Origin of the sequence: Actinokineospora alba (assembly GCF_004362515.1) — a bacterium.
GTDB lineage: Bacteria > Actinomycetota > Actinomycetes > Mycobacteriales > Pseudonocardiaceae > Actinokineospora > Actinokineospora alba.
The window spans coordinates 5,616,420-5,641,815 of the sequence record NZ_SNXU01000001.1; the positions used below are offsets into that span (position 1 = coordinate 5,616,420).

Annotated in this window: 10 protein-coding genes; 1 reads left to right on the top strand and 9 read right to left on the bottom strand. The window is 71.6% G+C overall.

The genetic code is table 11. The annotated features are described in order from the left end of the window. Positions 1-129: 129 nt before the first annotated feature. The 6 genes from C8E96_RS25810 to C8E96_RS25835 are packed head-to-tail and all read right to left on the bottom strand — an operon-like array spanning position 130 to position 3,790. Positions 130-600, bottom strand: coding sequence for an SAM-dependent methyltransferase (locus tag C8E96_RS25810; RefSeq protein WP_091369396.1), 471 nt, complete (start codon positions 598-600; stop codon positions 130-132). A gap of 14 nt (positions 601-614) precedes the next feature. Continuing rightward, on the bottom strand, positions 615-986 hold the full coding sequence (locus tag C8E96_RS25815) for a DoxX family protein (RefSeq protein WP_091369399.1): 372 nt from the start codon (positions 984-986) through the stop codon (positions 615-617). Between the two features lie 26 nt (positions 987-1,012). Beyond that, positions 1,013-1,810 (bottom strand): ABC transporter permease, encoded by a 798-nt coding sequence (locus C8E96_RS25820; protein ID WP_091369402.1) that lies wholly within the window; start codon positions 1,808-1,810, stop codon positions 1,013-1,015. Next, positions 1,807-2,574, bottom strand: coding sequence for an ABC transporter permease (locus tag C8E96_RS25825; RefSeq protein ID WP_091369405.1), 768 nt, complete (start codon positions 2,572-2,574; stop codon positions 1,807-1,809). Before C8E96_RS25825 ends, C8E96_RS25820 begins: the two co-directional genes overlap by 4 nt. Next, the gene (locus tag C8E96_RS25830) at positions 2,567-3,475 is read right to left on the bottom strand and encodes an ABC transporter ATP-binding protein (RefSeq protein ID WP_091369407.1); all 909 of its coding nucleotides are present in this window, start codon (positions 3,473-3,475) and stop codon (positions 2,567-2,569) included. Before C8E96_RS25830 ends, C8E96_RS25825 begins: the two co-directional genes overlap by 8 nt. Before the next feature lie 24 nt (positions 3,476-3,499). Further along, on the bottom strand, positions 3,500-3,790 hold the full coding sequence (locus C8E96_RS25835) for an antibiotic biosynthesis monooxygenase (RefSeq protein WP_091369410.1): 291 nt from the start codon (positions 3,788-3,790) through the stop codon (positions 3,500-3,502). 60 nt (positions 3,791-3,850) lie between these two features. Here C8E96_RS25835 and C8E96_RS25840 point away from each other — a divergent pair, with 60 nt between their 5' ends. Continuing rightward, complete coding sequence (locus C8E96_RS25840; RefSeq protein WP_091369413.1) at positions 3,851-4,483, top strand: TetR/AcrR family transcriptional regulator; 633 nt, start codon at positions 3,851-3,853, stop codon at positions 4,481-4,483. 53 nt (positions 4,484-4,536) lie between these two features. Here the strand turns inward: C8E96_RS25840 and C8E96_RS25845 are convergent, their stop codons facing one another. The 3 genes from C8E96_RS25845 to C8E96_RS25855 all read right to left on the bottom strand — a co-directional run bounded on the left by C8E96_RS25845 (position 4,537) and on the right by C8E96_RS25855 (position 25,383). Continuing rightward, a complete protein-coding gene (locus C8E96_RS25845; protein WP_091369415.1) occupies positions 4,537-4,731 on the bottom strand; it encodes an MbtH family protein in 195 nt (64 codons plus the stop codon). Next, positions 4,728-5,960, bottom strand: a complete 1,233-nt coding sequence (locus C8E96_RS25850; RefSeq protein WP_091369418.1) for an MFS transporter — start codon at positions 5,958-5,960, stop codon at positions 4,728-4,730. The genes C8E96_RS25845 and C8E96_RS25850 overlap by 4 nt, the downstream gene beginning before the upstream one ends. Positions 5,961-6,042: 82 nt before the next feature. Further along, entirely contained in the window at positions 6,043-25,383 is a 19,341-nt protein-coding gene (locus C8E96_RS25855) for a non-ribosomal peptide synthetase (RefSeq protein WP_091369422.1), read from the bottom strand. Positions 25,384-25,396: the final 13 nt, after the last annotated feature.

A 25,396-nucleotide genomic window follows, 5' to 3' on the forward strand; every position in this document is an offset into this window, starting at 1 on the left:
TAGTCGCGTCGAAGGTCGACAGAGTCACCACGGCGCTGACGGCGGTGTCGGAGTCCAACGGCCGGATCGCGTACCAACTGCGGAGCCCGCTGACGCGGCCGTAGCAGGCTCCAGGAGCCGCCGGATCGCTCAGTAGTAGCGGCTCATGAGCGTCGTGGCCCAGGCAGGCTGGAAGACCGGATGACGTGGGGCGAATTCGGCCAGGTACGGCTTGACATCCAGGACCGGCGACCCGGCGAGCGCGTCCAGGTCCGCGACGTGCAAGTCCAAGCCGTCCACCGCGAGCAGTCGGCAGCGGGACACGCCGAGGCGGTTGGGGCGGTACGGGCCCCGGTGGGCGAACACGCCCACCGGGGCCGCGGTCGGGTTCCCTCGCGGGGGCCGGGGTTCGCCGGGCACCCTCTCCGGGTCGATCCGGTCGAAGTGGAGCACGACCTCCAAGTGGGAGAAGGCTTCCAGCCCGAGCACCGCCGACTCGCCGAAGGACGCGCCATCCAGCCGGATCACGGCTCGGACGTCGTGCCAGTCGTCTTCGATCATCTCGTGGCGGCCGCCGACGACGCGGCCGACCGGTCGCAAGGTCACGGATTTCGATGTCATGGTGGGCTCCGGGTTCAGAACGCGTAGGGACCGAAGCGGCCCCACGCGACGACAGCGGTCAGCGCGAACAGCACGGCGTTGACGGCGATGGCTGAGGGTTCTCCGCGGCGGGCGTGCGTGATGACGGCGCCGATCATGGTGAGGACCAGGCCGGTGGCGGCCAGCGGCGTGAGGACCGGCGCGATGCCCAGCGCGGCGGGCAGGATCAGGCCAAGGGCGGCCCCTAGTTCGACCACGCCGATCAGGCGGACCTGAGTGCGGCTGAAGTCGGCCACCCAGGGCATCGTGCCGCGCAGTGTGTCCTTGGACTGGAAGGCTTTCAGGGCTCCGGCCAGACCGAAGACCACGGCCAGGGTGGACTGCAGGACCCAGAGGAAGACGTTCACGTCGGTTGCTCTTTCCGTTGGCGGGTTCAGTAGCGGCCGAGAGTGCCGCGGCGTCGGGCGAGGTGTTCGAGCCTGCTGAACGCGAAGATGCCGGCGGCCGTGATGAGCAGCGGCTGGACCAGCAGCCATCCCAGCCCCCATCCGGTCGGCAGCGTCCCAAGCGAATGCCCGCCGAGCAGGATGTCCCGCATGGCCTCGATGCCCGGTGCGATGGGCACCAGCAGCCTGCTCAGCGCGGCGATCGGGTCCGGCATGGCGGTCAGCGGGACCAGCGTGCCGCCCACGATGCCGTAGGCCGCCACCGAGACCTGCGTGATGATCTCGATGCGTTTGAACACCAGGGTCAGTCCACACAGGATCATGGCCAGCCCGCAGGTGCCTATCACGATGGCCGCCAGCGGCACGATCACCTGCGCGTCGAAAGGAACCGCTCCGTCCTGGACGGTGATGGCGACGACGCCGGTGGCCAGGACCGCCAGCGCGGTGGGCAGCGCTGCGATCACGGCGGCGACCTGGCGGCCGAGGATGAGCGCGGCCGAGGGCAGCGGGGTCAGGTAGGTCTGTTCCAGCACCCCCGACTGGATGTCGCCCAGGTAGCTCCAGAACACGCGGTTGACTTGTTCGTGGATGAAGGTCAGCGCCACCATGCCGAGCAGCACTGGGAGCAGCAGCTCAGCCCGAAGCTGCCCGCGTCCCATGAACAGCACGATGAGGAGGTAGAACACGGGGAACGTGGCCAGCTGGACAAGGCTCTCACGCCATCCGGCGACGAGATTGAGCAGTCCTTTGTGGACCTCTGCGGCGAATCCGCGGGCGAACGTCATGACGGCTCCCGCAGGGCTCGGCGGTGGTTGCGGACGAACAACAGGCCGCTGATGACAGCGAGGGCGACGGTGTGGGCGATCAGCCACGGCAGGGCGCCGCCGCTCCAGACCTCAGCCAAGGTCCGCCCCTCGAACAGCGCCTGGGTGGTCGCCTCGACGCCCAGAGTGGTGGGGAGGAATCTGGCGAGCACGCCCAACCAGTCCGGATAGAACGCCAGCGGCAGGAAAGAACCGTTGAGCAGCAACACCAACGCGGTGAACAGGGACTGCAGCGCGCCGATCATCGGGGAGACCAGGGCAATCGCGGCCAGCAGGAACGTGAAGGCCAGAGCGTTGATCCCCAACAGCAGAGCGGGAACCAGCGCCGCCGACTTCACCGGGACCGCGATCCCGGCCACGAGCATCGGCACGACAGCGGCAACGGCGGCGACCGCCAAGCCGAACACCGAAGCGGTGATCAGCCTGCCCAGCATCGGCACCCACGGCGGAGCGGACGTCATCTGCGCCTGCGCGAAGGTGCCCGCGCGTTTCTCCTCGATGAGGTCGGACACCATGACGAGGGCGGCGTACTGCAGGAACCAGTAGCCGCCGATCGCGACCAGGGTCTGCGGCAGCAGGTCCTGGCGCAGTTCGCCCTGCCCCAGGACGAACTGCAGGCCGAGGTACATCGTGGTGCTGATCAGCAGCGTGATGACGTGCCCGACGGGGTGGGCGAGTTGGATCCGCAGGCCTTTGCCGATCTCCGCGCCGAGGACGTCAAGCATGGGAGACCTCGTTCACCAGCGCGAGGAACACGTCCTCGAGGTCGGGCTGGACTTGGTTCAGCGACTCCAGTACGGCCCCTTGGACACGCAGCCGCTCGACGACGTCGTAGACCTCGCGCGGGTCGGCCACCCGCACGCTGATCGTGGTGACGCCGTCGCGGGTGACGGCGTCGAACCCGGGCGGCGGCGCGCCCTCGACGCGGATCTCGTACTTGTCGCGCTCCCGGAAGCGCGCCAGCAGGTCGCGGGTGGGCAGGTCGGCCACGAGCCGCCCCTGACGCATCACGGCCACCCGGTCGCAGAGCTCCTGGGCCACGTCGAGCTGGTGGGTGGTGAGCAGGATGGTCGTCCCGCGGTCGCGGGCCAGGTCGGCGATCCAGCCCTTGACGGTGCGGGTGGCTTCGACGTCCAGGCCGAGCGTCGGCTCGTCCAGCAGCACGATCGGCGGATCGGCGATCAGGGCGGCGGCGATCGCGACCTTCTGCTGCATCCCCCGCGAGAAGCCGCCGACCTTGTCCCGGCGCCGCTCCCACAGCCCCAGATCGGTCAGCAGCTCTTCGGCCCGGTCGCGGACCCGGGCCTTGCGTAAGCCCTTGAGTCGGCCGAAGTACATCAGGTTCTGCCAGGCCGACAGGCTCCAGTAGACGTTGCGCGAGCCTTCCAGCACGGCGCCGAATTGCGCCATCGCGGCCGAGCGCTGCCGGACGACGTCGTAGCCGCCCAGCCGGACCTCGCCCGAGGTGGGAGTCAGTAACCCGGCGAGCACCTTGATAGTCGTCGTCTTGCCCGCGCCGTTGGGCCCCAGGAAGCCGAAGACCGACCCCGCCGGGATGTGCATGGACACGTCGTCGACCGCTTTGACCTGGTCGTACACCTTCGTCAACGCATCGATCTCGATCACGTCAGCTCCTCGATTCCGGGACGGTCAGTGCTCGTCGAGGACGTCGACATCGTCCACGGCGGCTTCGCCTGCGAGCGCGAACACCGCGGCGGCGGCGGCGTTGCCCGGGACGGCTTGGCGGGCCACCCGGAGGTCGTCGGCCGAGTCCCAGCGCCAGATGCCGACCCACGTGTGGTCGTCGAGCCTGCCGAGGCGGGCCTCGGTCAGACCGGGGAAGTCCGTCCTGATCGAGGCGACCAGGGCGGAGTGCCGGTCTCGGAGTCGGTCCGCGTTGGCGGGATCGACCTGGAAGCGGGTGAGGGTGATGACCGACATGGCTAGAACCAATCTCTAGAAGTCATTTCTAGTTACGCTTTCTAGGGATAGACTCCTGCCATGGCCGATGTCAAGCGAATGAGCAAACGGACCCAGAAGGCCCAGGAGACGCGGCGGCGGATCCTGGAGGCGGCGTTCGAGCTGTTCGTGCGCGACGGGTACGGCGCGACGAACCTGCAGGACGTCGCCGAGCGGGCAGGCGTCGCGTTCCAGACGATCTACTTCGTCTTCGGCAACAAACGCACCCTGCTCAAGGAGCTCGTCGACGTCACCATCGCGGGCGACGACGAGCCGATGTCCACAATGGACCGGCCCTGGTACACCGGGGCACTGGCCGCGGCCACGGCCCAGGACATGCTGCGCGCCTACATCACCGGCACGACGTCAGTCCTGGAGCGCGTCGCGCCGATCGGCAAGGTGCTGGAGGGGGCGGTGGCGAGCGACCCCGAAGTCGCCGCCCTCTGGCCATACGACATCGACCCGCGCTACATCGTCCAAGAGGCCACAGCCAAGGCGCTGGTCGACAAGCCGGGCGCACGGGCGGACATATCGGCGCAGGAAGCCGCGGACTTGCTGTACGGCCTGCTCAGCCCCCAGCTGTACCTGCTCCTCGTGGGCGAACGCGGCTGGACACGCGAGCGCTGGGAGCGATGGACGGGCGAGACGCTGCACGCTCAACTGTGCGCCGATTGAACCAACCCGCGCTGTCCCCGCGAAGTCGGGCTCCGCGGGGACAGCGCCGGCACTCAGGCGCCCATGTGTTCGCGCAGGGACCTGGGGCGCATGTCGGTCCAGACGCGGTCGACGTGGGCGCTGCACTCGTCCTTGCTGCCGGTGGTGCCTTCCGCCCGCCAGCCTGAGGGGATCTCGCGGTGGGCGGGCCACAGGGAGTACTGCTCCTCGTCGTTGATGAGGACCAGGTAGGTGATGTCGTCTCTCACTCTGGGGTTCCTTTCTTCGAGGGGTAGTGCCGAAGGGTTCGGTTCGCGGTGACGAACACCGTCACGCCCGCCATGCCCGCCGCGCACAGCAGGACGGCGTGGTCGGCGGTGACCGCCTCGACGAGGAGGCCGCCGAGCGCCGGGCCGAGCGCGCCGGCGGCGCCGACGACCACGTTCATGACGCCGCTCAACCTGCCCCGCAGGGGATCCGGGGTGAGGAGGAGTTGGTGGGTGGTGATGGTGGTGTTCGCGGTGGGCGCCAGCAGGGCCATGCCTGCGAACAGCAGTCCCATGAGGTAGCCGTTGTCGACCACGAGCGCGATCGGGGCCAGTGCGGTCAGCGCCCAGAAGACACCGACGATCGACAGGTACGGGCTCAGGGTGCGGTGCAGGTAGGGCGCGAGCAGCGAGCCCGCGACACCACCGACACCGAGCATCGCCGCCATGATCCCGATCTGAGCCGCGGGGATGTCCCGCCGGTCGGCCAGCACGATGACGATCAGGTAGTACGCGCTGAAGAACAGGTTGAGGCTCAAGGCGCACGCGGCGGTCACCCGGATCTCCGGGTGCCGCCACACCCACCGCAGGCCCTCGGCGATCTCGCGCCGCAGGTCGGGGGGCGCGCCCGTCGCCGCGGCGCGTCTCGGGAGGCGGACGAACGCGAGTGCGACGAACGCGATGACGTGGGTGACGAGGTCGAGGAGGAACGGGACCCAGCGGGCGACGGCGAACAGGACGCCGCCCAGCGCGGTGCCCGCCAGCTGCCCGACCGAGGACCGGGCGCTGTTCATCGCGATCGCGGTGGCGAGTTGGGAATCGGGAACCAGCGACGGCAGGCTGGCGTCCTCGGCGGGTTCGAACAGCGCGCGGCACGTTCCCAGGACGGCGGCGACCGCGACGAGATGCGGGATCGTCGCCACCTCCCACAGCACGACGGCGACCAGACTGGCGAGCGCGGCGGCTTGGACCGCCTCACAGACGAGCATGACGAGCTTGCGGTTCCACCGGTCGACCAGCGCTCCCGCGGGCAGTCCCGCCACGAGTTGCGCGACGGCGTCGGCGGCCAAGACCAGCCCGGAAGCCGCCGCGGACCCGGTGAGGGCGAGGACCAGCAGCGGGAAGGCGATCATGGACGCGCTGAAGCCGACTTCGGCGCAGGCCTGACCGGCCCAGAGCAGGGTGTAGTCGCGGTTGCGGGACAAGGGAACGGGTGGGGCCGACTTGGTCACGACACCACCACATGACAATCCGCGGCGCCGGGCCCAGTGCGGCTGTGCGCACTGCTTGTGCCGGACCCGGGGAAGACAGGCCTCACAAGGCCCGCCTGCAGTCGGCCGCGATCTCGCGCAGGGCGGTGGCGAAGTCGGCGGCGACCCGCTCGACGGTGCCGCGGTCGTGCCGGTCCGGCCGGAAGTAGAAGGCGAACGTCAGCGTCCCGTCGGCCGCTTCGCCGACCACGTCGAGCAGATGTCCCCCACTGTCGCCCGGATCGTGGTCCTGCCCGATGGCCGGGAGGGTGGCGTGGAACAGACTGCTCTCCTCATCTTGCGCGCGAGACTCGAACTGGCCGAGGTAGTTGAAGGACACCGCCGGAGCGGGCCCGTCAGCAGCCAAACCACCGAGGTAGCGCAAAGCGCCATAGCCGAAGCCGTTGCCCGGAATCGCGCGCAGTTGCTTGCGGACGGCGCGAATCACCGTCCGCCAGTCACCACGCGGAACGGTCAGGGCGACCGGGAACATCGTGGTGAACCAGCCGACGGTCCGGGAGAGGTCGACACCGTCGACGACGTCCTCGCGGCCGTGTCCCTCCAGGTGCACGGCGACCTCCTCACGCCCCGTCCACCTGGACAGCGACCAGGCGAGAGCGGCGAGCAACACGTCGTTGATCCGGGTGCGGTACGCGGTCGGAGCACCGCGCAGCAGGGCGTCGGTGTCCTCGGGGTCGAGGTGGACCGACACCGCCGCGGTCGGGCTGCCCGCGACCGGCTCCGGGTGGTCGACCGGCACGCCGCCCTGGCTGGACGCCGCGGTCCAGTACGGGAGCTCACCATCGAGCCCGCCCTCCGCGACGAGCGCGGTGAGCCTGGTGGACCACTCTTGGAACGAGGTGGTCTTGCCACCCAGATCGATCGGCTTGCCGTGCAGGGCCTGCTGATAGGCGGTGTCGAGGTCGTCGAGGAGGATGCGCCAGGAGACGCCGTCCACGACGAGGTGGTGGGCCACCATCAGCAGGCGCGGCCGGGATCCGTCGGCGAAGTGGAACAGGACCGCCCGCAGCAGCGGGCCTTCGCCGAGGTCGAATCCGGCGTGCACGAGGTCGGCTGCCCGTTCCAGCTTCTCCTCGTCCACAGTGGACAGGTGGTGCTCGGCGAACACGGCCGCGGGCCCGGGTTCGGCGTTGTGCTGGCGCCAGGCGCCGTCATCGTGGTGGAAGCGCAGCCGCAGGGCGTCATGGTGGATGAGGAGCGCGTCGAACGCGGCGCGCAGTGCGGGGATATCCGGTTCCGCGGTCAGCTCGGCGAAGTGGGTCTGGTTGAAGTGGTGGGGATTGCGGCTGTGGGTGTCGAAGAACCAGTGCTGGATCGGGGTGAGGGGCACGGGGCCGGTCACCGGGGTGTGGTCGGCGCGCTCCAGGACCGTGACCGCGGGGGCGAGTTCGGCGATCGTCTGGTGCAGGAACAGATCCTTGGTGGCCAGCCGCATTCCGCGCTGTCGGGCGCGCGCCACGACTTGGATGCTCAGGATCGAGTCGCCACCGAGGGTGAAGAAGTTGTCGGAGATCCCGACGTGGTCGACGCCGAGCACGTCGGCCCAGATCCGGGCGAGTGCGGCCTCGGTCGGGTTCGTGGGGGCGACGTGGGCCTCGGTGTGGATCTCCGGTTCGGGCAGGGCGCGGCGATCGACCTTTCCGTTGGGGGACAACGGGAGTGTGTCGAGAAACACGAATGCCGTCGGCACGAGGTAGTCGGGCTGGGTCGCGCTGAGGAACTCGCGCAGGCCTGCCGCGGTCGGCGGGTTCGCGGCGGCGATGTAGCCGACAAGCCGCTTGTGGCCCGCCGCGTCGGTGTGCGCGGCCGCCACCGCGTCGGTCACGTCCGGGTGGCTGCGCAGGGCCGACTCGACCTCGCCGAGTTCGATGCGGAAGCCGCGGACTTTTACCTGGTCGTCGGCGCGGCCGACGAACTCCAGGTCGCCGTCGCGGGTCCAGCGGACTAGGTCGCCGGTGCGGTAGAACCGCTCCCCCGGTTCGCCGAACGGGTTGGCAAGGAACCGCTGGGCGGTCAGGCCGGGCCGGTGCGGGTAGCCGCGGGCAAGTCCGACGCCCGCGACGTACAGCTCCCCCGCGACGCCGATGGGCACCGGTCGCAGCTCGCCGTCCAGGACATGCGCCTGGGTGTTCCGGATCGGCGCGCCGATCGGCGGGGTGCGACCCGGGATCAGTGGCGCGCTCCACGTCGCGACGACGGTGGACTCGGTGGGACCGTAGGCGTTGACCATGCGGCGGCCCGGCGCCCAGCGAGCCACCAGTTCGGCTGAGCAGGTGTCGCCGCCGACGATCAGGGTGCGCAGGTCGGGCAGGTCCGTGTGGGGGACGGTCGCGAGGGCGACCGGCGGGATGAGGGTGTGGGTGATGCGGTGGGCGCGCAAGACGTCGGCCAGGTCCTCGCCCAGCAGTGGGCCGGGTGGCGGGATCACCAGCGCGGCGCCTGCGGGCAGCGCCATGCACAGCTCGAGCATCGACGCGTCGAAACTGGGTGAGGAGAACGCGAGCACGCGGTCGCCTTCGCGGACGTCGAAGTGCTCGATCTCGGCGGCGGAGAAGCTTGCCAGGCCGGCGTGGGTGACGGCGACGCCCTTCGGGCGGCCGGTGGAGCCGGAGGTGTAGATGACGTACGCGGGGTGTTCGACCGGGAAGCGCGAATCGCGGTCGCGGCGGTGGTGGTTGTCCGCGGCGAGGTGTTGGTGGTCGGCGGGATGGTGAATGGGGTGGTAATGATCGGCAGCGCTGGTGGGGCCCGCAGGGCCGGCAAAGCCGGCAGGTCCGGCGGGGCCCGCAGGGCCGGCAAAGCCGGCAGGTCCGGCGGGGCCCGCAGGGCCGGCAAAGCCGGCAGGTCCGGCGGGGCCCGCAGGGCCGGCAAAGCCGGCGGGATCGGCAGAGCCAGCGGGGCCGCCGGGATCGGGATCGGCTGCTGCGGCGGCGGCGGCGGAATGGTGGTTGGCGAGGGGGCCGCCGCCGCAATGGTGGTTGTGCGAGTCGTGGGTGAGGGTGGTGTCGGTCAGGGGGCTGTCGATGATCAGGGTGGGCCGGGCGTCGTCGAGCATCGCTGTGATGCGGTCGGGTGGGTAGGTCGGGTCGATCGGGAGGAAGGCCGCGCCGGTCTTGGTGACGGCGAGTTCGGCGATGACCAGGTCGGGTGAGCGGCCCAGGATGATCGCGACCACGGTTTCCGGGCGGGCGCCACGGGCGGCCAGCACACCGGCCAGGTGGTTCGTTCGTGATTCCAGGCCAGCGTAGTCGATCACCACTTGGTCCGCGATGATCGCAGGGGCGTGTGGGGTGCGTATGGCTTGAGCGCGCACCAGGTCGGCCAGCGTGGTGGCCGGAACTGGGTGGGCGGTGTCGTTCCAGGTGTGCATCAGCGCTTGTTCGGCCTTGGTGACCACCGGGAGCATGCCGACCGGCGTGCGGGGATCGGCCGCCGCGGCGGCGAGGATGAGTCCCAGGGCGTCGGCGAAGCGGGTCGCGGTGTCGGGCTCGAACAGGTCGGTGTTGTAGGCGAGGGTGGCGTGCAGTGCGCCGTCGTCGGTCTCGTGGAACTCGAAGGTGACGTCGTAGCTCGCGGTCACCGACTCCGTGGCCACGTCCTCGGCGGTGAGGCCGTGGAGACCGACGGTCTCTCCGACAGCGTTCTGCAGAACCACCATGGCCTGGAACAGCGGGGTGCGACTGGTGTCCCGGTCCGGGGCCACGGCGTCGACGACGCGGTCGAACGGGACGTCCTGGTGGGTGAACGCGTCGAGGACGGTCGCGCGGACCCGACGGACAAAGTCCGCGAACGGTTCCCGCGAGTCCACTGTGGACCGAAGGACCAGGGTGTTCACGAAGAAGCCGACCAGCAGGCGCAGGTCCGGGTGTTCGCGGCCCGCGGCCACGGTGCCGACGGCGATGTCGTCCTGGCCGGTGAAGCGGTGCAACAGCACCTGGCAGGCGGCGACCAGGGACATGAACAGCGTGCCGTCCTGCCCGCGGGCCAGCGCGCGCAGCGAGTCTGCGACCTCGGCGGGGATGGCGAACTCGAGTTGCGCGCCGCTGGTCGTGTGGACCGGGGGACGCGGGTGGTCGGTCGGCAGGTCCAAGGCGGGCAGGTCGGCGAGGACGTCGCACCAGTGGGCCTGCTGGGTCGCCATGAGCCCGGTGCGGCCGCGCTGCCAGGCGGCGAAGTCGCGGTAGCGCACCGGGAGCGCGGGCAGGTCGGGCGCGGTACCGGTGACCTCGGCGCGGTACAGCTCGGCGAGGTCGGTCAGCAGGACGTTCGCCGACCAGCCGTCGGTGACGATGTGGTGCATGGTCATCGCGAGGAGGTGCTCGTCCTCGGCAATACGCACCACGGTGGTGCGCAGCAGTGGTCCTTCGCTGAGATCGAAGGGGCGCACGGGCCCGAGCGCGTCGACTACCGGTACCCGGACTTCGGTGGGCGGGTGCACGGTCTGCACGCCGGTGCCGTCCTTCTCGTGGAACGTCGTGCGCAGGGCCTCGTGGCGGGCGACCAGGGCGGTGACGGCGGCCGAGAGCGCGTCGATGTCGAGCCGCCCGCGCAGCCGCAGGGCGAGCGGGGTCACGTACTCGATGCTGTCGGGGTCGAACTGCTGGAGGAACCAGAGGCGGGCCTGGGCGAACGACAGCGGGGCGTCGCCGTTGTCGGGCAGTCTGGGGATGGGCTCGGTCGTGGCGCCGCCGAGGGCCGCGGCGAGGGCCTCGACCGTTGGGTGGGTGAACAACAGGCGGGGTGACACCTCCACGCCGAGCACCGCTCGCAGCCGGGAGACGACGCGGATGCTGAGGATGGAATCGCCGCCCAGGAGGAAGAAGTTGTCCGTGGCGCCGACCTCGGGGACGCCGAGCACCTCGGACCACACGGCCGCGACGGCACGCTCCTCGGGGGTGCGCGACGGCACGTGCCCGGCCGCGGGTGTCCACTCGGGACAGGGCAGCGCGCGGCGGTCGAGTTTGCCGTTCGGGGTGAGCGGGAAGGCGTCGAGCGTCACGAACGCGGCGGGGATCAGGTGCTCGGGCAGCGTGCGCGCGAGGGCGGCACGCGGGTCGTCGGTGTCGCCGACCAGGTAGGCCACGAGTCGTGGAGGGTCTTCCTCGCGGACGATGGCCGCGGCGGCGCTCACGCCGGGGAGTGCGGCCAGGGCGGCCTCGACTTCGCCCAGCTCGATGCGGAAGCCGCGCAGTTTGACCTGGTTGTCGGTGCGGCCGATGAACTCAAGCTCGCCTTGGGTGGTCCAGCGGACGAGGTCGCCGGTGCGGTACATGCGGTCGCCGGGCACGCCGGACGGGTCGGCCAGGAAGCGCTGGGCGGTGAGCCCGGGCCTGCGCAGGTAGCCGCGGGCCAAGCCGGCACCGGCGAGATACAGCTCGCCGCGCACGCCGGGTGGGACCGGGCGCAGGTCACGGTCGAGCACGTGGGCGCGGGTGTTCGGCAGGGGGCGGCCGATGGCGGGTGGGAGGTCCACGACGGGCGCGGCAGGCGACAGGGGTTGGGTCCAGGTGGCGACGACGGTCGACTCCGTGGGGCCGTAGGCGTTGATCATCCGGCGGCCGGGCGACCAGCGGCGGACCAGGTCGGCGGGGCACGTGTCGCCGCCGACGATGAGGGTGTGCAGGTCGGGGTAGGGGCCGTCGGGGACGGTGGCGAGGGCCACCGGGGGGATGAGGGCGTGCGTGATCGCGTGATGGGTGAGGACTTTGGCGAGGTCGTCTCCCAGGAGGGGGCCGGGTGGCGGGATGACCAGGGTGGCGCCGCTGGTGAGGGCCACGGCCCACTCCAGCACCGACGCGTCGAAGCTGGGTGAGGAGAAGGCCAGGACCCGGTCGCCGGGGTGCACGTCGAAATGGGCTTGTTCGGCGGTGGCGAAGTTCGCCAAGCCGGTGTGGGTGACCAGGACGCCCTTGGGGGTTCCGGTCGAGCCGGAGGTGTAGATCAGGTAGGCGGGTGACGCCGCGGAGAGGGCGACATCGGGGTCGGTCGAGGGAAACGCGGATGTGTCGGGCAGGGCGTCGAGGACCAGGACTGGGCACGCGTCATCGAGCATGAAGGTGATGCGGTCGGGTGGATACGCCGGGTCGACCGGGAGGTAAGCGGCGCCTGCCTTGAGGACGGCCAACTGTGCGATGACGAGGTCCGCGGAGCGGGGTATGCGCAGGGCGACGACGCTTTCCGGGGCGGCACCCTCGGAGATGAGCTGGTGGGACAGGCGGTTGGCGGCGGCGTTCACGTCGGCGTAGGTGAGGACGGTGTCGCCGTCTTCGATGGCGACCGCGTCGGGAGTGCGTCTGACGGCCGCGGTGAAGAGGTCGACGAATGCCGTGGGAGTGACCGGGCTTGCTGTGTCGTTCCAGGCCGCGAGGAGCCCCGATTCCTCTGTGGACACCCACGGGAGGTCGGCGATCCGGCGGTCGGGTGTGGCGGCGATCGCCTCGATCAACGCGGTGAGTCGCCGCGTGAGGGTGCGGGCGGTGGCGCCGTCGAACAGGCGGGGGTCGTAGCCGAGTTCCACGCGCAGTTCGGTGCCGTCGAGGTGGGCGGAGACGCTCAGCGGCAGGTTGGTGGTCTCCACGGCATCGACCGTCTCGACGGTGGGAGCACCCTCGGTCTCCGCGCCCTCCGGGAAGTTCTCGAACGCCACAACGCTGTCGAACAGCGGCTCGCCCGCGGGCACCGCGCTCCAGGACTGGACCTGGGCCAGCGACACGAAATCGAACCGGCGTGACTCGGCCCGCTCGGCTTGGAGCCCGCGCAGCCACGACAGGACGGTGTCCGTGCCGTCGACCCGGACGCGGACGGGCACGGTGTTGATGAACATCCCGACCATGAACTCCACGCCGGGCAGGTCGTCGGGCCGCCCGGACACGGTGGTGCCGAACAGGACGTCGTCCTCGCCGCTGTGCCGGGACAGCAGCAGCGCCCAAGCGCCCTGCACGACGGTGTTCACGGTGAGCCCGTGGGCGCGGGCCATCCGCTCGACCGGCCCGGCAGGCAGGCCGACCCGGAGGTGCTCGGTGGACTCGGCACGGTGGGCGTCGACGGGTCGGCGGTCGAACGGCAGCGGTGTGCGGCTGTCCACCTCGGAGAGAACCGCGCGCCAGTGTTGTTCGGCGGCGGCGGTGTCCTGGTCGGCCAACCACGCCAGGTAGTCGCGGAACGGGCGGCGCGCGGGACTCCCCTGGCCCGCGTACTCGGCGAGGACATCGGCGAAGAGCTGCGCGGTGCTCCACCCGTCCAGCAGGAGGTGGTGCGACGTCCACAGCAGGTCGACGGTGTCACCGGACACCGGGCCGATGACCACCCGCGTGAGCGGTCCGGCGGCCACGTCGATGCCCGCCGTTTCGTCCTCAGCCGTCACCGGTCGGTACTCGATGGACAGGCGCGGCTCGCGGCGGACGACCTGCAGTGGTTCGGGGACGCCCTGCCAGACGACGTCGGTGCGCAGGATCGGCGTCCGCTCGGCGACCCGCAGCCAGGCCGCGCCCAGGGCGTGCGGGTCCCGGACGCCGCGCAGCCGGAGCCGGGTCCGGTTGACGTAGGCGGATCCGCCGTCCACCAGGCTGTGGAACAGCATCCCGGCCTGCAGCGGAGTGAGCGGGTAGACGTCCTCGGCCGCGCCCAGAGCGTCCACTTGGGACTGGTCGAGTCGGGCGAGCGGAAAGTCGGACGGGGTGCGACCCCCGGCGCCAGGGTCGGCGCAGTGCGCCACGATCTCCCGCAGCGCGGCCGACATCGCCTCGGCCAGGCCGCGCACGGTGGTCTCGTCGCCCACGAACTCCCAGTCCAGCCGCAGCCTGCCCGCCGAGACCGCGGCGGTGAGGTCGAGCAGATGGCTGCGTCGGCTGTCCGAGGCGATGTCCTGACCCAGGTCGGGTGCCTTGGCGCGCAGCAGACCGGTGCCGGAGTCATCGTCCCAGCGGCCCAGGTAGTTGAAGATCACCTGCGGTTCGGGGACGGTGTCCAAGCCGCTGTCGGGGCGCAGGTAGCGCAGCGCCTCGAAGCTCAGGCCGCGGCGCGGGACGGCGCGCAGGGCCTCCTTGACCGACTTCAGCACGGTGCCCCAGTCACGGTCCGGAAGGTCGAGCGCGACCGGGAACTGGCTGGTGAACCAGCCGACCGTGCCGCCGACGTCGAGTCCGTCGAGCACGTCCTCGCGACCGTGTCCTTCCAGGGTCACCAGCGCCCGGTCGTGGCCGGTCCAGTCCGTCAGGGCGCGGCCGAGGGCGGCGAGGAGCACGTCGTTGATCTGGGTGCGGTAGACGTCGGGCACCTGGTGGAGGAGGGCATCGGTGGTGTCCTCGTCGAGGGTCACCGAGATCGTGCGGGCGGCACCCACGGAGTTCTCGGCGCTGTCGATCGGCAGCGGCGGGACGGCCGGGATCGACTGCCAGTAGGGAAGATCGTCGTCGAAACCTCCGCCGGCGACGTGCTTGGCGAGGCGCCGTGCCCACTGTCCGAAGGGGACAGCGGAGTCGAGCGGGTCGCCCGCGTAGGCGCGTTCGAGGTCGGTCAGCAGGATGCGCCAGGACACCGCGTCCACGACCAGGTGGTGCACCGCGAGGAACAGACGTGGTTCGGCGCCGGTGAACAAGACCGCGCGCAGCATCGCACCATCGGTGATCCGCAGCCCTGCCTGAGCGGCGAGGGCTTCCTCGTCCGGATCGCCCTCCGCGACGCGAAGCAGGTCACCCACCGGAGCGGGCTCCTGCTGCCACCCGTTGTCTGTCAGGTCGAACCGGGTGCGCAGGGCGTCGTGGTGCGCGACGACCGTGTCGAGCGCGCGGCGCAGCCGGTCGGCGTCGACGTCCGGGTCGAGCGAGACCGTCATCGACATGGCGAAGTGGTCGCGGTGCTCCTGGGCGCGGGTGCTGAAGAACCAGTGCTGGATCGGGGTCAGCGGCGCCGGTCCGGCTGCCTCGAACTCCGTCGTGGCAACGGAATGGTCGACGCCGACGGCCAGGTCGGCGATGTTCTGGCGGAGGAAGATGTCCTTCGAGGTCAGCCGCAGACCGGCGCGGCGGGCCTGGGACACGACCTGCATGCTCAGGATCGAGTCCCCACCCAGGGCGAAGAAGTTGTCCCGCGCGCCGACCCGCGCCACGCCCAGCACGTCGGCCCAGATCGCCGCCAACTCGGCTTCGACCCCTGGCCGCGGCGGCACGAACCCGGTCGGGTCGGGCAGTTCGGGTGCGGGCAGCGTGCGGTGGTCGAGCTTGCCGTTGGCGGTCGTCGGGAGCCGGTCCAGGCCGACGATGGCGGACGGGACCAGGTACTCGGGCAGGCTGCGGCGCAGGAACGCGGCAAGGTCGTCGGCGGTGTCGGCCACGACATAGCCGACAAGCCGCTGGTGTCCCCCGGCCGCGCGCGCGACCACGGCGGCCTCGCGGACGTCCGGGTGGCGCAGCAGGGCAGCGGTCACCTCGCCCGGCTCGACCCGGAAGCCGCGGATCTTGACCTGGTCGTCGGCGCGGCCCAGGTACTCCAGGGTGCCGTCGGCGAGCCAGCGGGCCCGGTCGCCGGTCCGGTACATCCGACCGTCGGCGAACGGGTCCGCGATGAACCGCTCGGCGGTGAGGCCGGGCCTGCCGAGGTAGCCGCGGGCGACCTGCGGACCGGCGAGGTGCAGTTCGCCGGGCACGCCGATCGGCGCGGGCCGTAAGTCGTCGTCCAGCACGTACACACGCACGGTCGACAGGGGCTTGCCGATCACCGGCCGCTCCCCCGCGACCCGGCTCCACGTCGCGTCCACGGTGACTTCGGTGGGGCCGTAGAGGTTGACCGCGGCCAGGTCCGCGTCAGCGAGCGCTCGCCACAGCTCCGGGTCGATCGCCTCGCCGCCGAGCGTGAGCGTGCGCAGGCCGGTGAGCCCGGCGTCGAGGAGCCTGCGGGCGTGCGCCGGGGTCACGTCGAGGACGTCGAGGTGCCGGTCGGCGTAGGTGACGAGGGCGTGCGGGTCGAGGCGGGTGTCGTCCTCGATGACGTGCAGTTCGTGGCCGGCGGCGAGGAACAGCAGGCCTTCGACGGCGGTGTCGAAGGAGAACACCGAGGTCTGCCCGTAGCGCAGCCGCTCCCCCGCCATCAGCTCGACGCGCTGGTGAGCGAACAGCGCGGCCAGGTTGCCGTGGTCGACTACGACGCCCTTGGGCGCGCCGGTGGAGCCCGACGTGTGGATGACGTAGGCCGGGTGGCGCGGGTGGATCACGACGCCCGGGTCGGTGTCCGGGTGTCCGTCGGTGTCCGGGATCGCGTCCAGCACCGTGATCGGGTCGGCGTCGGCAAGCAGGAAATCGATCCGCTCCCGGGGCAGTGTCGGGTCGACCGGCAGGTAGGCGGCTCCCGTTTTGAGGACGGCCATGATCGCCACTACGAGATCGGCCGAGCGCGGCAGGGTGAGCGCGATCAGGCGTTCGGGCGCCGCGCCGCGCTCGATCAGCAGGTGTGCCAGGCGATTCGCGGCGGCGTCGAGGTCGCCGAACGTGCGGGTGTCCGCACCGCAGACCACCGCGGTCGTGTCGGGCGTGGCCGCTGCCTGAGCGGCGAAGACGTGGTGCAGCGCGACCTCGTCGACGGACCGGCCGCCGCCCTGCCACCGTGCGAGCTGGGCCCGTTCATCGGCCAGGGGCAACTCTCCGATCGGCCGGTGCGGGTCGGCGGCGATCTCGGTCAGCAGGGCGGTCAGGTGGCCGACCATCCGCTCGATCGTGGTGGCGTCGAACAGGTCAGGGTTGTATTCGACCGCGCCGCGCAGCCCGTCGCCGGATTCCTGGAACTCGATGGTGAGGTCGCAGGTCGAGGTGATCACCGGGACCTGCACCTCGGTCACGACCAGGCCCGCGAGGTCCGGGATCTCGTCGGGGGTGTTCTGCAGCAGCATCATCACGTCGAACAGCGGCGAGCGGCTGGGGTCGCGCTCGGGGGCCACCGCGTCGACCACCCGCTCGAACGGGACGTCCTGGTTGGCGAACGCGTCGAGGACGGTCGCGCGGACGTCGGCGAGCAGGTCGGTGAAACTCCGCCGGGTGTCCACTGTGGAGCGCAGGACGAGGGTGTTGACGAAGAAGCCGACGATCCGCGCCAGCTCCGCGCGTTCCCGGCCGGACGCCGCGGTGCCGACCGCGAGGTCGCTCTGCCCGCTGTAGCGGGCGAACAGGACCTGGCTGGCGGCGAGCAGGGTCATGAACAGCGTGCCCTCGCCCTGCCTGAGCGCGGCGGCGGTTTCGCGGCTGAGCGTGAACTCGTGCGAGGCGCCCGCTGTCGAGCGGACCGCGGGCCGTGGCCGGTCGGTCGGCAGGCGCAGCGGCTCGACACCGGCGAGTGCGCCACGCCAGTAGTCGAGCTGCTTGTCGGTCGGCTGCTCGCGCTGCCACGCCGCGAAGTCGCTGTACCGCAACGGAAGCGGTGGCAGGTCGGCGTCCACACCAGACAGCGCGGCCTGGTAGAGGTCGGCCAAGTCCTCGGTCAGCACGGCCGTGGACCAGCCGTCGGTGATGATGTGGTGCAGGGTCAGGACGAGGACATGCTCCTCGGCGCCGAGGCGGATCAGGGTCGTGCGCAGCAACGGACCGCGGCGCAGGTCGAATGGGCGGGTGCTCTCCTCGGTCAGCACGCGGTCGGGGTCGTCGGTCTCGATCACCGTCAGCGAGGCCGGATACGGCTCGCCGACACGTGTCCCGGTGTCGTCGAAGGTGGTCCGCAGTGACTCGTGGCGGGCGATCACGCCGGTCAGCGCCGTGGTCAGCGCGGCGACGTCGAGCGGCCCGGACAGGCGCAGCGCGGTCGGGCTGACGTACTCGGTGTCGCCCGGCTCGAACTGGTCGAGGAACCACAGCCGGTCCTGCGCGAACGAGCGCGGCGCGGGCCCGTCGTGGCGGGGGATGACGCTGGTGTCCCCACCGGGGATGGCCCGGGCGAGCGCGGCGACCGTCGGATGGTCGAAGATCGCGCGCGGTGAGAGCTGGACGCCGAACGCTGCCCGCAGTCGGGACACCACGCGGATGCTGAGGATGGAGTCGCCGCCCAGGGCGAAGAAGTCGTCCTCCACCCCGACCCGCGGCACGCCGAGGACGTCCGCCCAGGCCGCGGCCACGATCCGCTCGGCCTCGGTGCGCGGGGCGACGTAGGTCGACGTAGCGGTGAAGTCGGGGGCAGGCAACGCGCGTCGGTCGAGTTTCCCGCTGGAGGTCAGGGGAAGCGCGTCCAGGGTGACGAACGCGGCGGGAACCAGGTAGTCGGGCAGCACCCGGGCCAAGTCGGCGCGCAGGTCGCCGGGCTCGCCGACGACGTAGGCGACGAGCCGGTGGCAGGCGGTGTCGGCGTGCGCGACCACGGCGGCGTCGCGGACACCCGGCTGCTCGCGCAGGACGGCGGCGACCTCGCCGGGCTCGATCCGGAAGCCGCGGACCTTGACCTGGTCGTCGACGCGGCCGAGGTAGTCGAGCCTCCCGTCGGCGGTCCACCGCACCCGGTCCCCGGTGCGGTACATCCGGCCGCCGTCGAACGGGTTGGCGATGAACCGCTCGGCGGTCAGGCCGGGCCGGTCGAGGTAGCCGCGGGCGAGCTGCGGGCCCGCGAGGTACAGCTCGCCGGGCACGCACGGCGGCCGCGGGTCCAGGTTCGCGTCGAGGACATAGGCGCGCAGGTTGCGCAGCGGCCTGCCGATGAGGGGACGTTCGGCGTCGCTCGTGCGGCAGACGGTGGCGTCGACGGAGCACTCGGTGGGGCCGTAGTAGTTGACCGCTTCGAGCCCGGGACGTGCGGCGATCTCGCGCCACAGCCACTCCGGGGTCGCCTCGCCGCCGAGCATGAGCAGCCGCAGCGGGGCGTCGAGCAGCCCGGCCGGGACCAGTTGGGCGGCGTAGGTGGGGGTCAGGTCCACGACGGTGATGGCGCGTTCGGTGAGGTAGGTGACGAGCGCGTCGGGGTCGAGCCGCAGGTCCTCGCCGATGACGTGCAGTTCGTGGCCCGCGGCGAGGAACAGCAGGCCCTCGATCGCGGTGTCGAAGGAGAACGTGGCGGTGAGCGCGAACCGGTCCCGGGCACTGCCGGGCAGGTCGATGGCGTGGTCGTGGAACAGGTTGGCCAGGCCGCCGTGATGCACGACGACGCCCTTGGGCCTGCCGGTCGAGCCGGAGGTGTAGATGACGTACGCGGCCTGCTCCGGCCGCACGGTGACACCGGGAGCGGTGTCGGGATATGCCGACGTGTCGCCGATGCGGTCGAGCACGGTGACCGGGTCGGCGTCGTGCAGCAGGAACTCGATCCGCTCGGCGGGCAGGGTCGGATCGACCGGCAGGAACGCCGCTCCTGCCTTGCCCACGGCGAGGATCGCCACGACGGTGTCCGCCGACCGCGGCAGGGTGATGGCGACGATGCGCTCCGGACCCGCGCCCTCGGCGATGAGCCGGTGCGCCAGCCGGTTGGCGGCCGCGTCGAGTTCGGCGTAGGTCAGCGTGGTGTCACCGCACACCACCGCCACAGCGTCCGGGGTGCGAGCGGCCTGGCGCTCGAACACCTCGGGGAACAGCGTGGACGGCAGCTCGCACGCGGTGTCGTTGAAGTCGACCACCACCTGCCTGCGGTCCGCAGCGGTCAGCCAGGGCAGGTCCGCGAGCGGCCGCGCGGGATCCTCGCCGATGCCGGTGATCAGCGACAGCAGCCAACCCGCGACCCGCCCGGCGGTGGTCTCGTCCAGGAGGGCGGGGTCGTAGGCGAGGTCGAGGTGGACACGGTCGTCCACGTGCGCGGACAGGGTGAGCGGCAGGTTGGTGGTGTCGACCGCGTGGACTTCGGCGACGCGGATGCCGTCGTCGCTGGAGGCGTCCTCGAACGGGTAGTTCTCGAACACCACCACGCTGTCAAACAGCGCGGCGACCGCGCTGTGAGCTTGGATCCGGTTCAGGGCAAGGAAATCGAACCGCCGGGACTCGCTCTGGGCTGCCTGCAGATCGCGCAGCCACTCCCCCGCCGGACGGCTCGGGTCGACCCGCACCCGGGTGGGGACGGTGTTGATGAACATGCCGACCATCGACTCCACACCCGCGAGTTCGGCCGGGCGACCGGAGACGGTGCTGCCGAACACGACGTCGTCCGTGCCCGCCCAGCGCGACAGCAGCAACGCCCACGCGCCCTGGACCACGGTGTTCACCGTGAGACCGGCCCGCTGGGCGGCGGCGCGGAGGCGGTCGGACGCGGCGCGGTCGAGGCCGCGGCGGACCGACGCGCTGGACTCGGTGCGGTGCGCCTGAGTGGGCGCCCGGTCGTACGGCACGGCGACGGGGGTGTCGAACCCGTCGAGGACGCCCGCCCAGTGCGCGTCGGCGGCGGCCGTGTCCTGCTCGGCCAGCCAGCGCAGGTAGTCGCGGAACGGCCTGCGCGCGGGTGCGGCGGCGGGCCTGCCGTGGGTGATGGCGCGGTAGTGGGCGCAGACCTCGGCGAACACCTGGCCGGTGCTCCAGCCGTCGAGCAGCACGTGGTGCGACGACCACACGAGGACGGCCCGGTCGTCGGTCCAGCGGGCGACGGCGACCCGCAGCAGCGGCGCGGTCCCGAGGTCGAATCCCCGCCCCCGGTCGGCAGCGAGCAGGTCGTCCAGGGCGGCCTCGCGGTCCACTTCGGACAATGCGCGCCAGTCATGGTGATCCGCGGCGATCTCGACGCGGCGGTGGACGACCTGGACTGGTTCGTCCACGCCTTCCCACACCACGCTGGTGCGCAGGATCGGGGTCCGGTCGACGACCCGCTGGAACGCCTCGGTGAGCGCGGCCGGGTCGGCGACGCCGTCGAGCACGATGCGGACCTGGTCGACGTAGCTGCCGCCGTCCGGGTCGACCAGGCTGTGGAACACCATGCCCGCCTGCAGCGGCGTGAGCGGGTAGATGTCCTCGACACCCGTGCCGGTGCCCGCGATGGCGTCCACTTGGGACTGGGTGAGCCTGGCCAGCGGGAAGTCCGAAGGGGTCCGCCCGCCCGCACCCCTCTGCGCGCAGTGGGCGACGATCTCCGCGAGGGCGCCCGCCATGGACTCGGCGAGGCTCCGCACGGTGGACTCGTCGTGCAGCGCGGGTGAGTACTGCCAGGTCAGGGCGAGTTCGCCCGCCTCGACCAGGCCGGATACGTCGAGCTGGAAGTCCCTGGTGGACGCCGGGTCGATCTCGGCGCCGGATTCGCTGTGGCGGGCGCCGATCAGGCCGGAGTGCTCGGCGGTGTCGAACTGGCCGTGGTAGTTGAAGCAGACCGCGGGCAGGGCGGTGCCGTCGAGGCCGGTTCCGGGGCGCAGGTAGCGCAGTGCCTCGTAGCTCATTCCCTTGTGCGGCACCGCCCGCAGCTGCTCCTTGACCGCTTTCAGGGTGGCGCCCCAGTCGCGGTCGGGCAGGTAGAGCGCCACGGGGAACTGGGTGGTGAACCAGCCGACTGTGCGGGACAGGTCCACGCCGTCGAGGATCTCCTCCCGGCCGTGGCCCTCCAGGGTGACGTCCACCCGGTCGCGGCCGGTCCAGTCGGCGAGTGCGCGGCCGAGGGCGCTGAGCAGCACGTCGTTGACCTGGGTGCGGTAGCGGTCGGGCACCCGGTGCAGGAGCGCGGCGGTGGTGTCGGGGTCCAGCCGGACGGTGACCGAGCGGGTGTCGCCCGCCAGGTTGGCGCCGTCGTGGTCGACGGGCAGCGGTTCCGGGGCAGGCACCGCGGCCCAGTGGGCGAGGTCGACGTCGAAGGCGCCGGTGGCGACGTGCTCGGCGAGCCGGTGGGACCACTCGGCGAACCGCGTGCCCACCGGGGCGAGCCGCACGTCCGCGCCCTGCACGCATTGCTGGTAGGCGGTGGTCAGGTCGTCGAGGAGGATGCGCCAGGAGACGCCGTCCATCACGAGGTGGTGCACGGTCAGGAAGAGTCGCGGCCGGTCCAGTCCCTCGATCAGGAGCGCCCGCACCAGTCTGCCCGCGCTGGGGTCGAGGGTCGCGCGGGCGGCGTCGGCGAGCGCCGGAATCTCGGCGGCGTCGGACACCTGGTGCCGGTGCAGGGTCACGTCGGTGTCGGCGGTGTCGGCGGATTCCTGGTGTCCCAGGCGGAATCGGCCGCGCAGGGCGTCGTGGTGTTCGACCACGGCGCCCAACGCTCGTTCGAGGGCGGCGTGGTCGGTGTCGGGGGCGAGGTCGACCAGCACGGACATGGTGAAGTACGAGGTGTCTTCGTGGGTGTCGAAGAACCAGCGCTGGATCGGAGTGAGCGGTGCCGGGCCGGTGCGTGCCGGGGCAGGTGTGGCGACGGTCGCGCGGGAGGTGACCAGGGCGAGTTCGGCGACGGTCTGGTGGGTGAACACGTCCCGTGAGGTGATCCGCAGACCCGCCTGCCGGGCCTTGGACACCAGTTGGATGCTGAGGATGGAGTCGCCGCCCAGGGCGAAGAAGTTGTCCGTGACCCCGACCCGGTCCGCGCCGAGCACGTCCGCCCAGAGGTCGGCGAGCAGCGCCTCGCTGTCGGTGCGCGGCGCGACATAGGTCCCCTCGACCTCCGCGCGCACGCTCGGCGCGGGCAGAGCGCGCCGGTCGAGCTTGCCGCCGGCGGTGACAGGCAGCGCGTCCAGCGGGACGAACGCGGCGGGCACCAGGTAGTCGGGCAGCGTGGCCTTCAGGGTGGCCCGCAGGGCGGCGGGGTCGATCGGGTCGGCCGAGACCACGTAGGCGACGAGCCTGCGGTGGCCGTCGTCCTCGCGGGCCACGACCGCGGCCTCGCGGATTCCGGGGCAGCCGAGCAGCGCGGCCTCGGCTTCGCCCGGCTCGATGCGGAAGCCGCGGATCTTCACCTGCTCGTCGGTGCGGCCCAGGTATTCCACCGTCCCCTCGGCCGTCCACCGGGCGAGGTCGCCGGTGCGGTACATCCGCCCACCGTCGAAGGGGTCGGCGATGAAACGCTCCGCGGTGAGGCCCGGCCGGTCGAGGTAGCCGCGGGCCACCTGCGCGCCGGCGAGGAACAGTTCACCGGGAACGCCGACGGGGACCGGGCGCAGGTCGTCGTCGAGGAGGTGGGCCCGCAGGTTGCGCAGCGGCCTGCCGATCACCGGGCGGTCGCCGGTCACCGGAGCCGATAGAGCGTCGACGGTGACCTCGGTGGGACCGTAGAAGTTGTACGCGGCGGTGTCGGCGGCGGCGAGGTCGCGCCACAGGTCCTCCGGGAGCGCCTCACCGCCGAGCATGAGGACGCTGGGCCGGTGCGCGCCGGTGAGCAGCCCGGCCGGGATGAGTTGGCGCAGGTAGGACGGGGTGAGGTCGAGGAAGTCGACGCGCCTGCCGATGACGTAGTCGACCAGCGCCTCCGGGTCGAGCCGGACCTCGTCGGGCAGCAGGTGCAGCTCGTGGCCGTCGGCCATGAGCACCGGGCCCTCCCACGAGGTGTCGAAGGAGAACACCGCCGACAGCGCGACCCGCAGCCTGCGCTCGCCCGCGAAGTCCGCGCGGTGGCTGTGCAGCAGGTTGACCAGGTTGCGGTGCTCGACCGTGACGCCCTTCGGGCGACCGGTGGAGCCCGACGTGTAGATCACGTACGCGGCGTTGTCCGGCCGCAGACCGGTTTCCGGGTCGGTGTCGGGTAAGCCCGCTGTCTCAAGTGGATGGTCGACGACGATGGCCGCGCCGGAGTCGGCGATGAGCTGGGCCCGCCGCTCGGCGGGCAGCGCCGGGTCGATCGCGAGGTAGACGGCGCCCGACTTGAGCACCGCCAGCTGCGCGACGACCGCCTCCACCGAGCGCGGCAGGGCCACCGCGACGACCCGCTCGGGTGCGGCGCCGTCGGCGATCAGCCGGTGCGCCAGCCGGTTGGCGCGGGCGTTCAGCTCGGCGTAGGTGAGGGACTCCTCGCCGCACACCAGCGCGGTCATCCCCGGGGTGCGGCGGGCCTGGGCCTCGAACAGCGCCGGGTAGGTCGTCGGGGGAACTTCGAGTGCGGTGTCGTTCCAGGTGTCGAGGGCGGCCTTCTCGCCGTCGGTCAGCCACGGAAGCTCCGCCAGCGGCCGGTCCGGGGCGGCGGCGATGGCGTCGAGCAGGACGAGCAGATGCCCGGCCATGCGCTCGACCGTGGCCGCGTCGAACAGGTCGGAGCTGTACTCCAGCACGCAGTCGAGGTGGTCGGCGCGCTCGGCGAACTCGACGCTGAGGTCGAAGTTGGCCGCCCAGCGGCGCAGGTCCACCTCCGCTACGGCGAGGCCGGGGAACGCGGGCAGGCCGCGCTGGGCGTTCTGCAGCAGGACGAGCACGTCGAACAGCGGGTTGCGGCTGGGGTCACGCGGGGCGCCGACGGCTTCGACGAGCCGGTCGAAGGGCACCTCGTCGTGGCTGAACGCCTCCGTCGCGGTGCTGTCGACCTCGGCGAGGAACTCGGTGAACGTCCGCGTCTGGTCCACTGTGGAGCGGAGCACGACGGTGTTGACGAAGAACCCGACGACCCGGTTCAGCTCGGCCAGGGACCGGCCCGCGGTGACCGTGCCGGTCGAGATGTCGCGTTGGCCGCTGTAGCGGGCCATCAGCACCTGACAGGCGGCCATCAGGGTGGTGAACAGCGTGGTGTCGTTGGCGCGCGCCAGGCCCGCGAGCTTGGTGGAGACGACCTTGGGCACCTGGAAGTGGTGCGCGGCGCCTGCGACGGACCGTACGGCGGGCCGCGGCCGGTCGGTGGGCAGGTCCAGTGGGGCGGCGCCGTCGAGGCGGGTGCGCCAGTAGTCGAGGTGCTCGGCCATCGCCGGGCCGGTGAGCCTGCCCCGCTGCCACACCGCGAAGTCCGCGTATCGTAGCGAAGGTCCGGATATCGCTTGCCCCGCATAGGCTTTCGCCAGGTCCTCGATGAGCACGCCCAGCGACCAGCCGTCGACGACGATGTGGTGGGAGGCGAGCAGCAGGACGTGTTCGCGCTCGTCGACTCTGACGAGCACCGCCCGCAGCAGGGGGCCTTGGCGCAGGTCGAACGGTCGGGCGAACTCGGTGCGCAGCAGGGCATCGAGTTCGCCGCGGTCGTCCCGGGCGCAGTCCACGAGCGGGACGCCGAGGGTGGCCTCCGGGTGCACGAGCTGCACCGGCCTGCCATCGACCTCGGCGAAGGTGGTCCGCAGCGACTCGTGCCGGCGCGGCAGGGTGCGCAGCGCGTCGATCAGGGCGGGCACGTCGAGGTCGCCGGTCAGCCGCAGGGCGGTTCCGCTGTTGTAGTCGTTCCCGCCGGGGCGGAACTCGCTGAGGAACCACAGCCGCTGCTGGGCCGACGACAGCGGGAACGGACCGGCGCCGGGTGCGGCGGGGATGGTGTCGGGGGCGGGGGCGGCGCGGCCTGCGAGTCTGCGGGCGAGTTCGGCGCGCAGGTGCTCGGGCAGCGCCTCGGCTCTGCTCTGCTTCGATGACGTCATTGTCAGGGGTCCT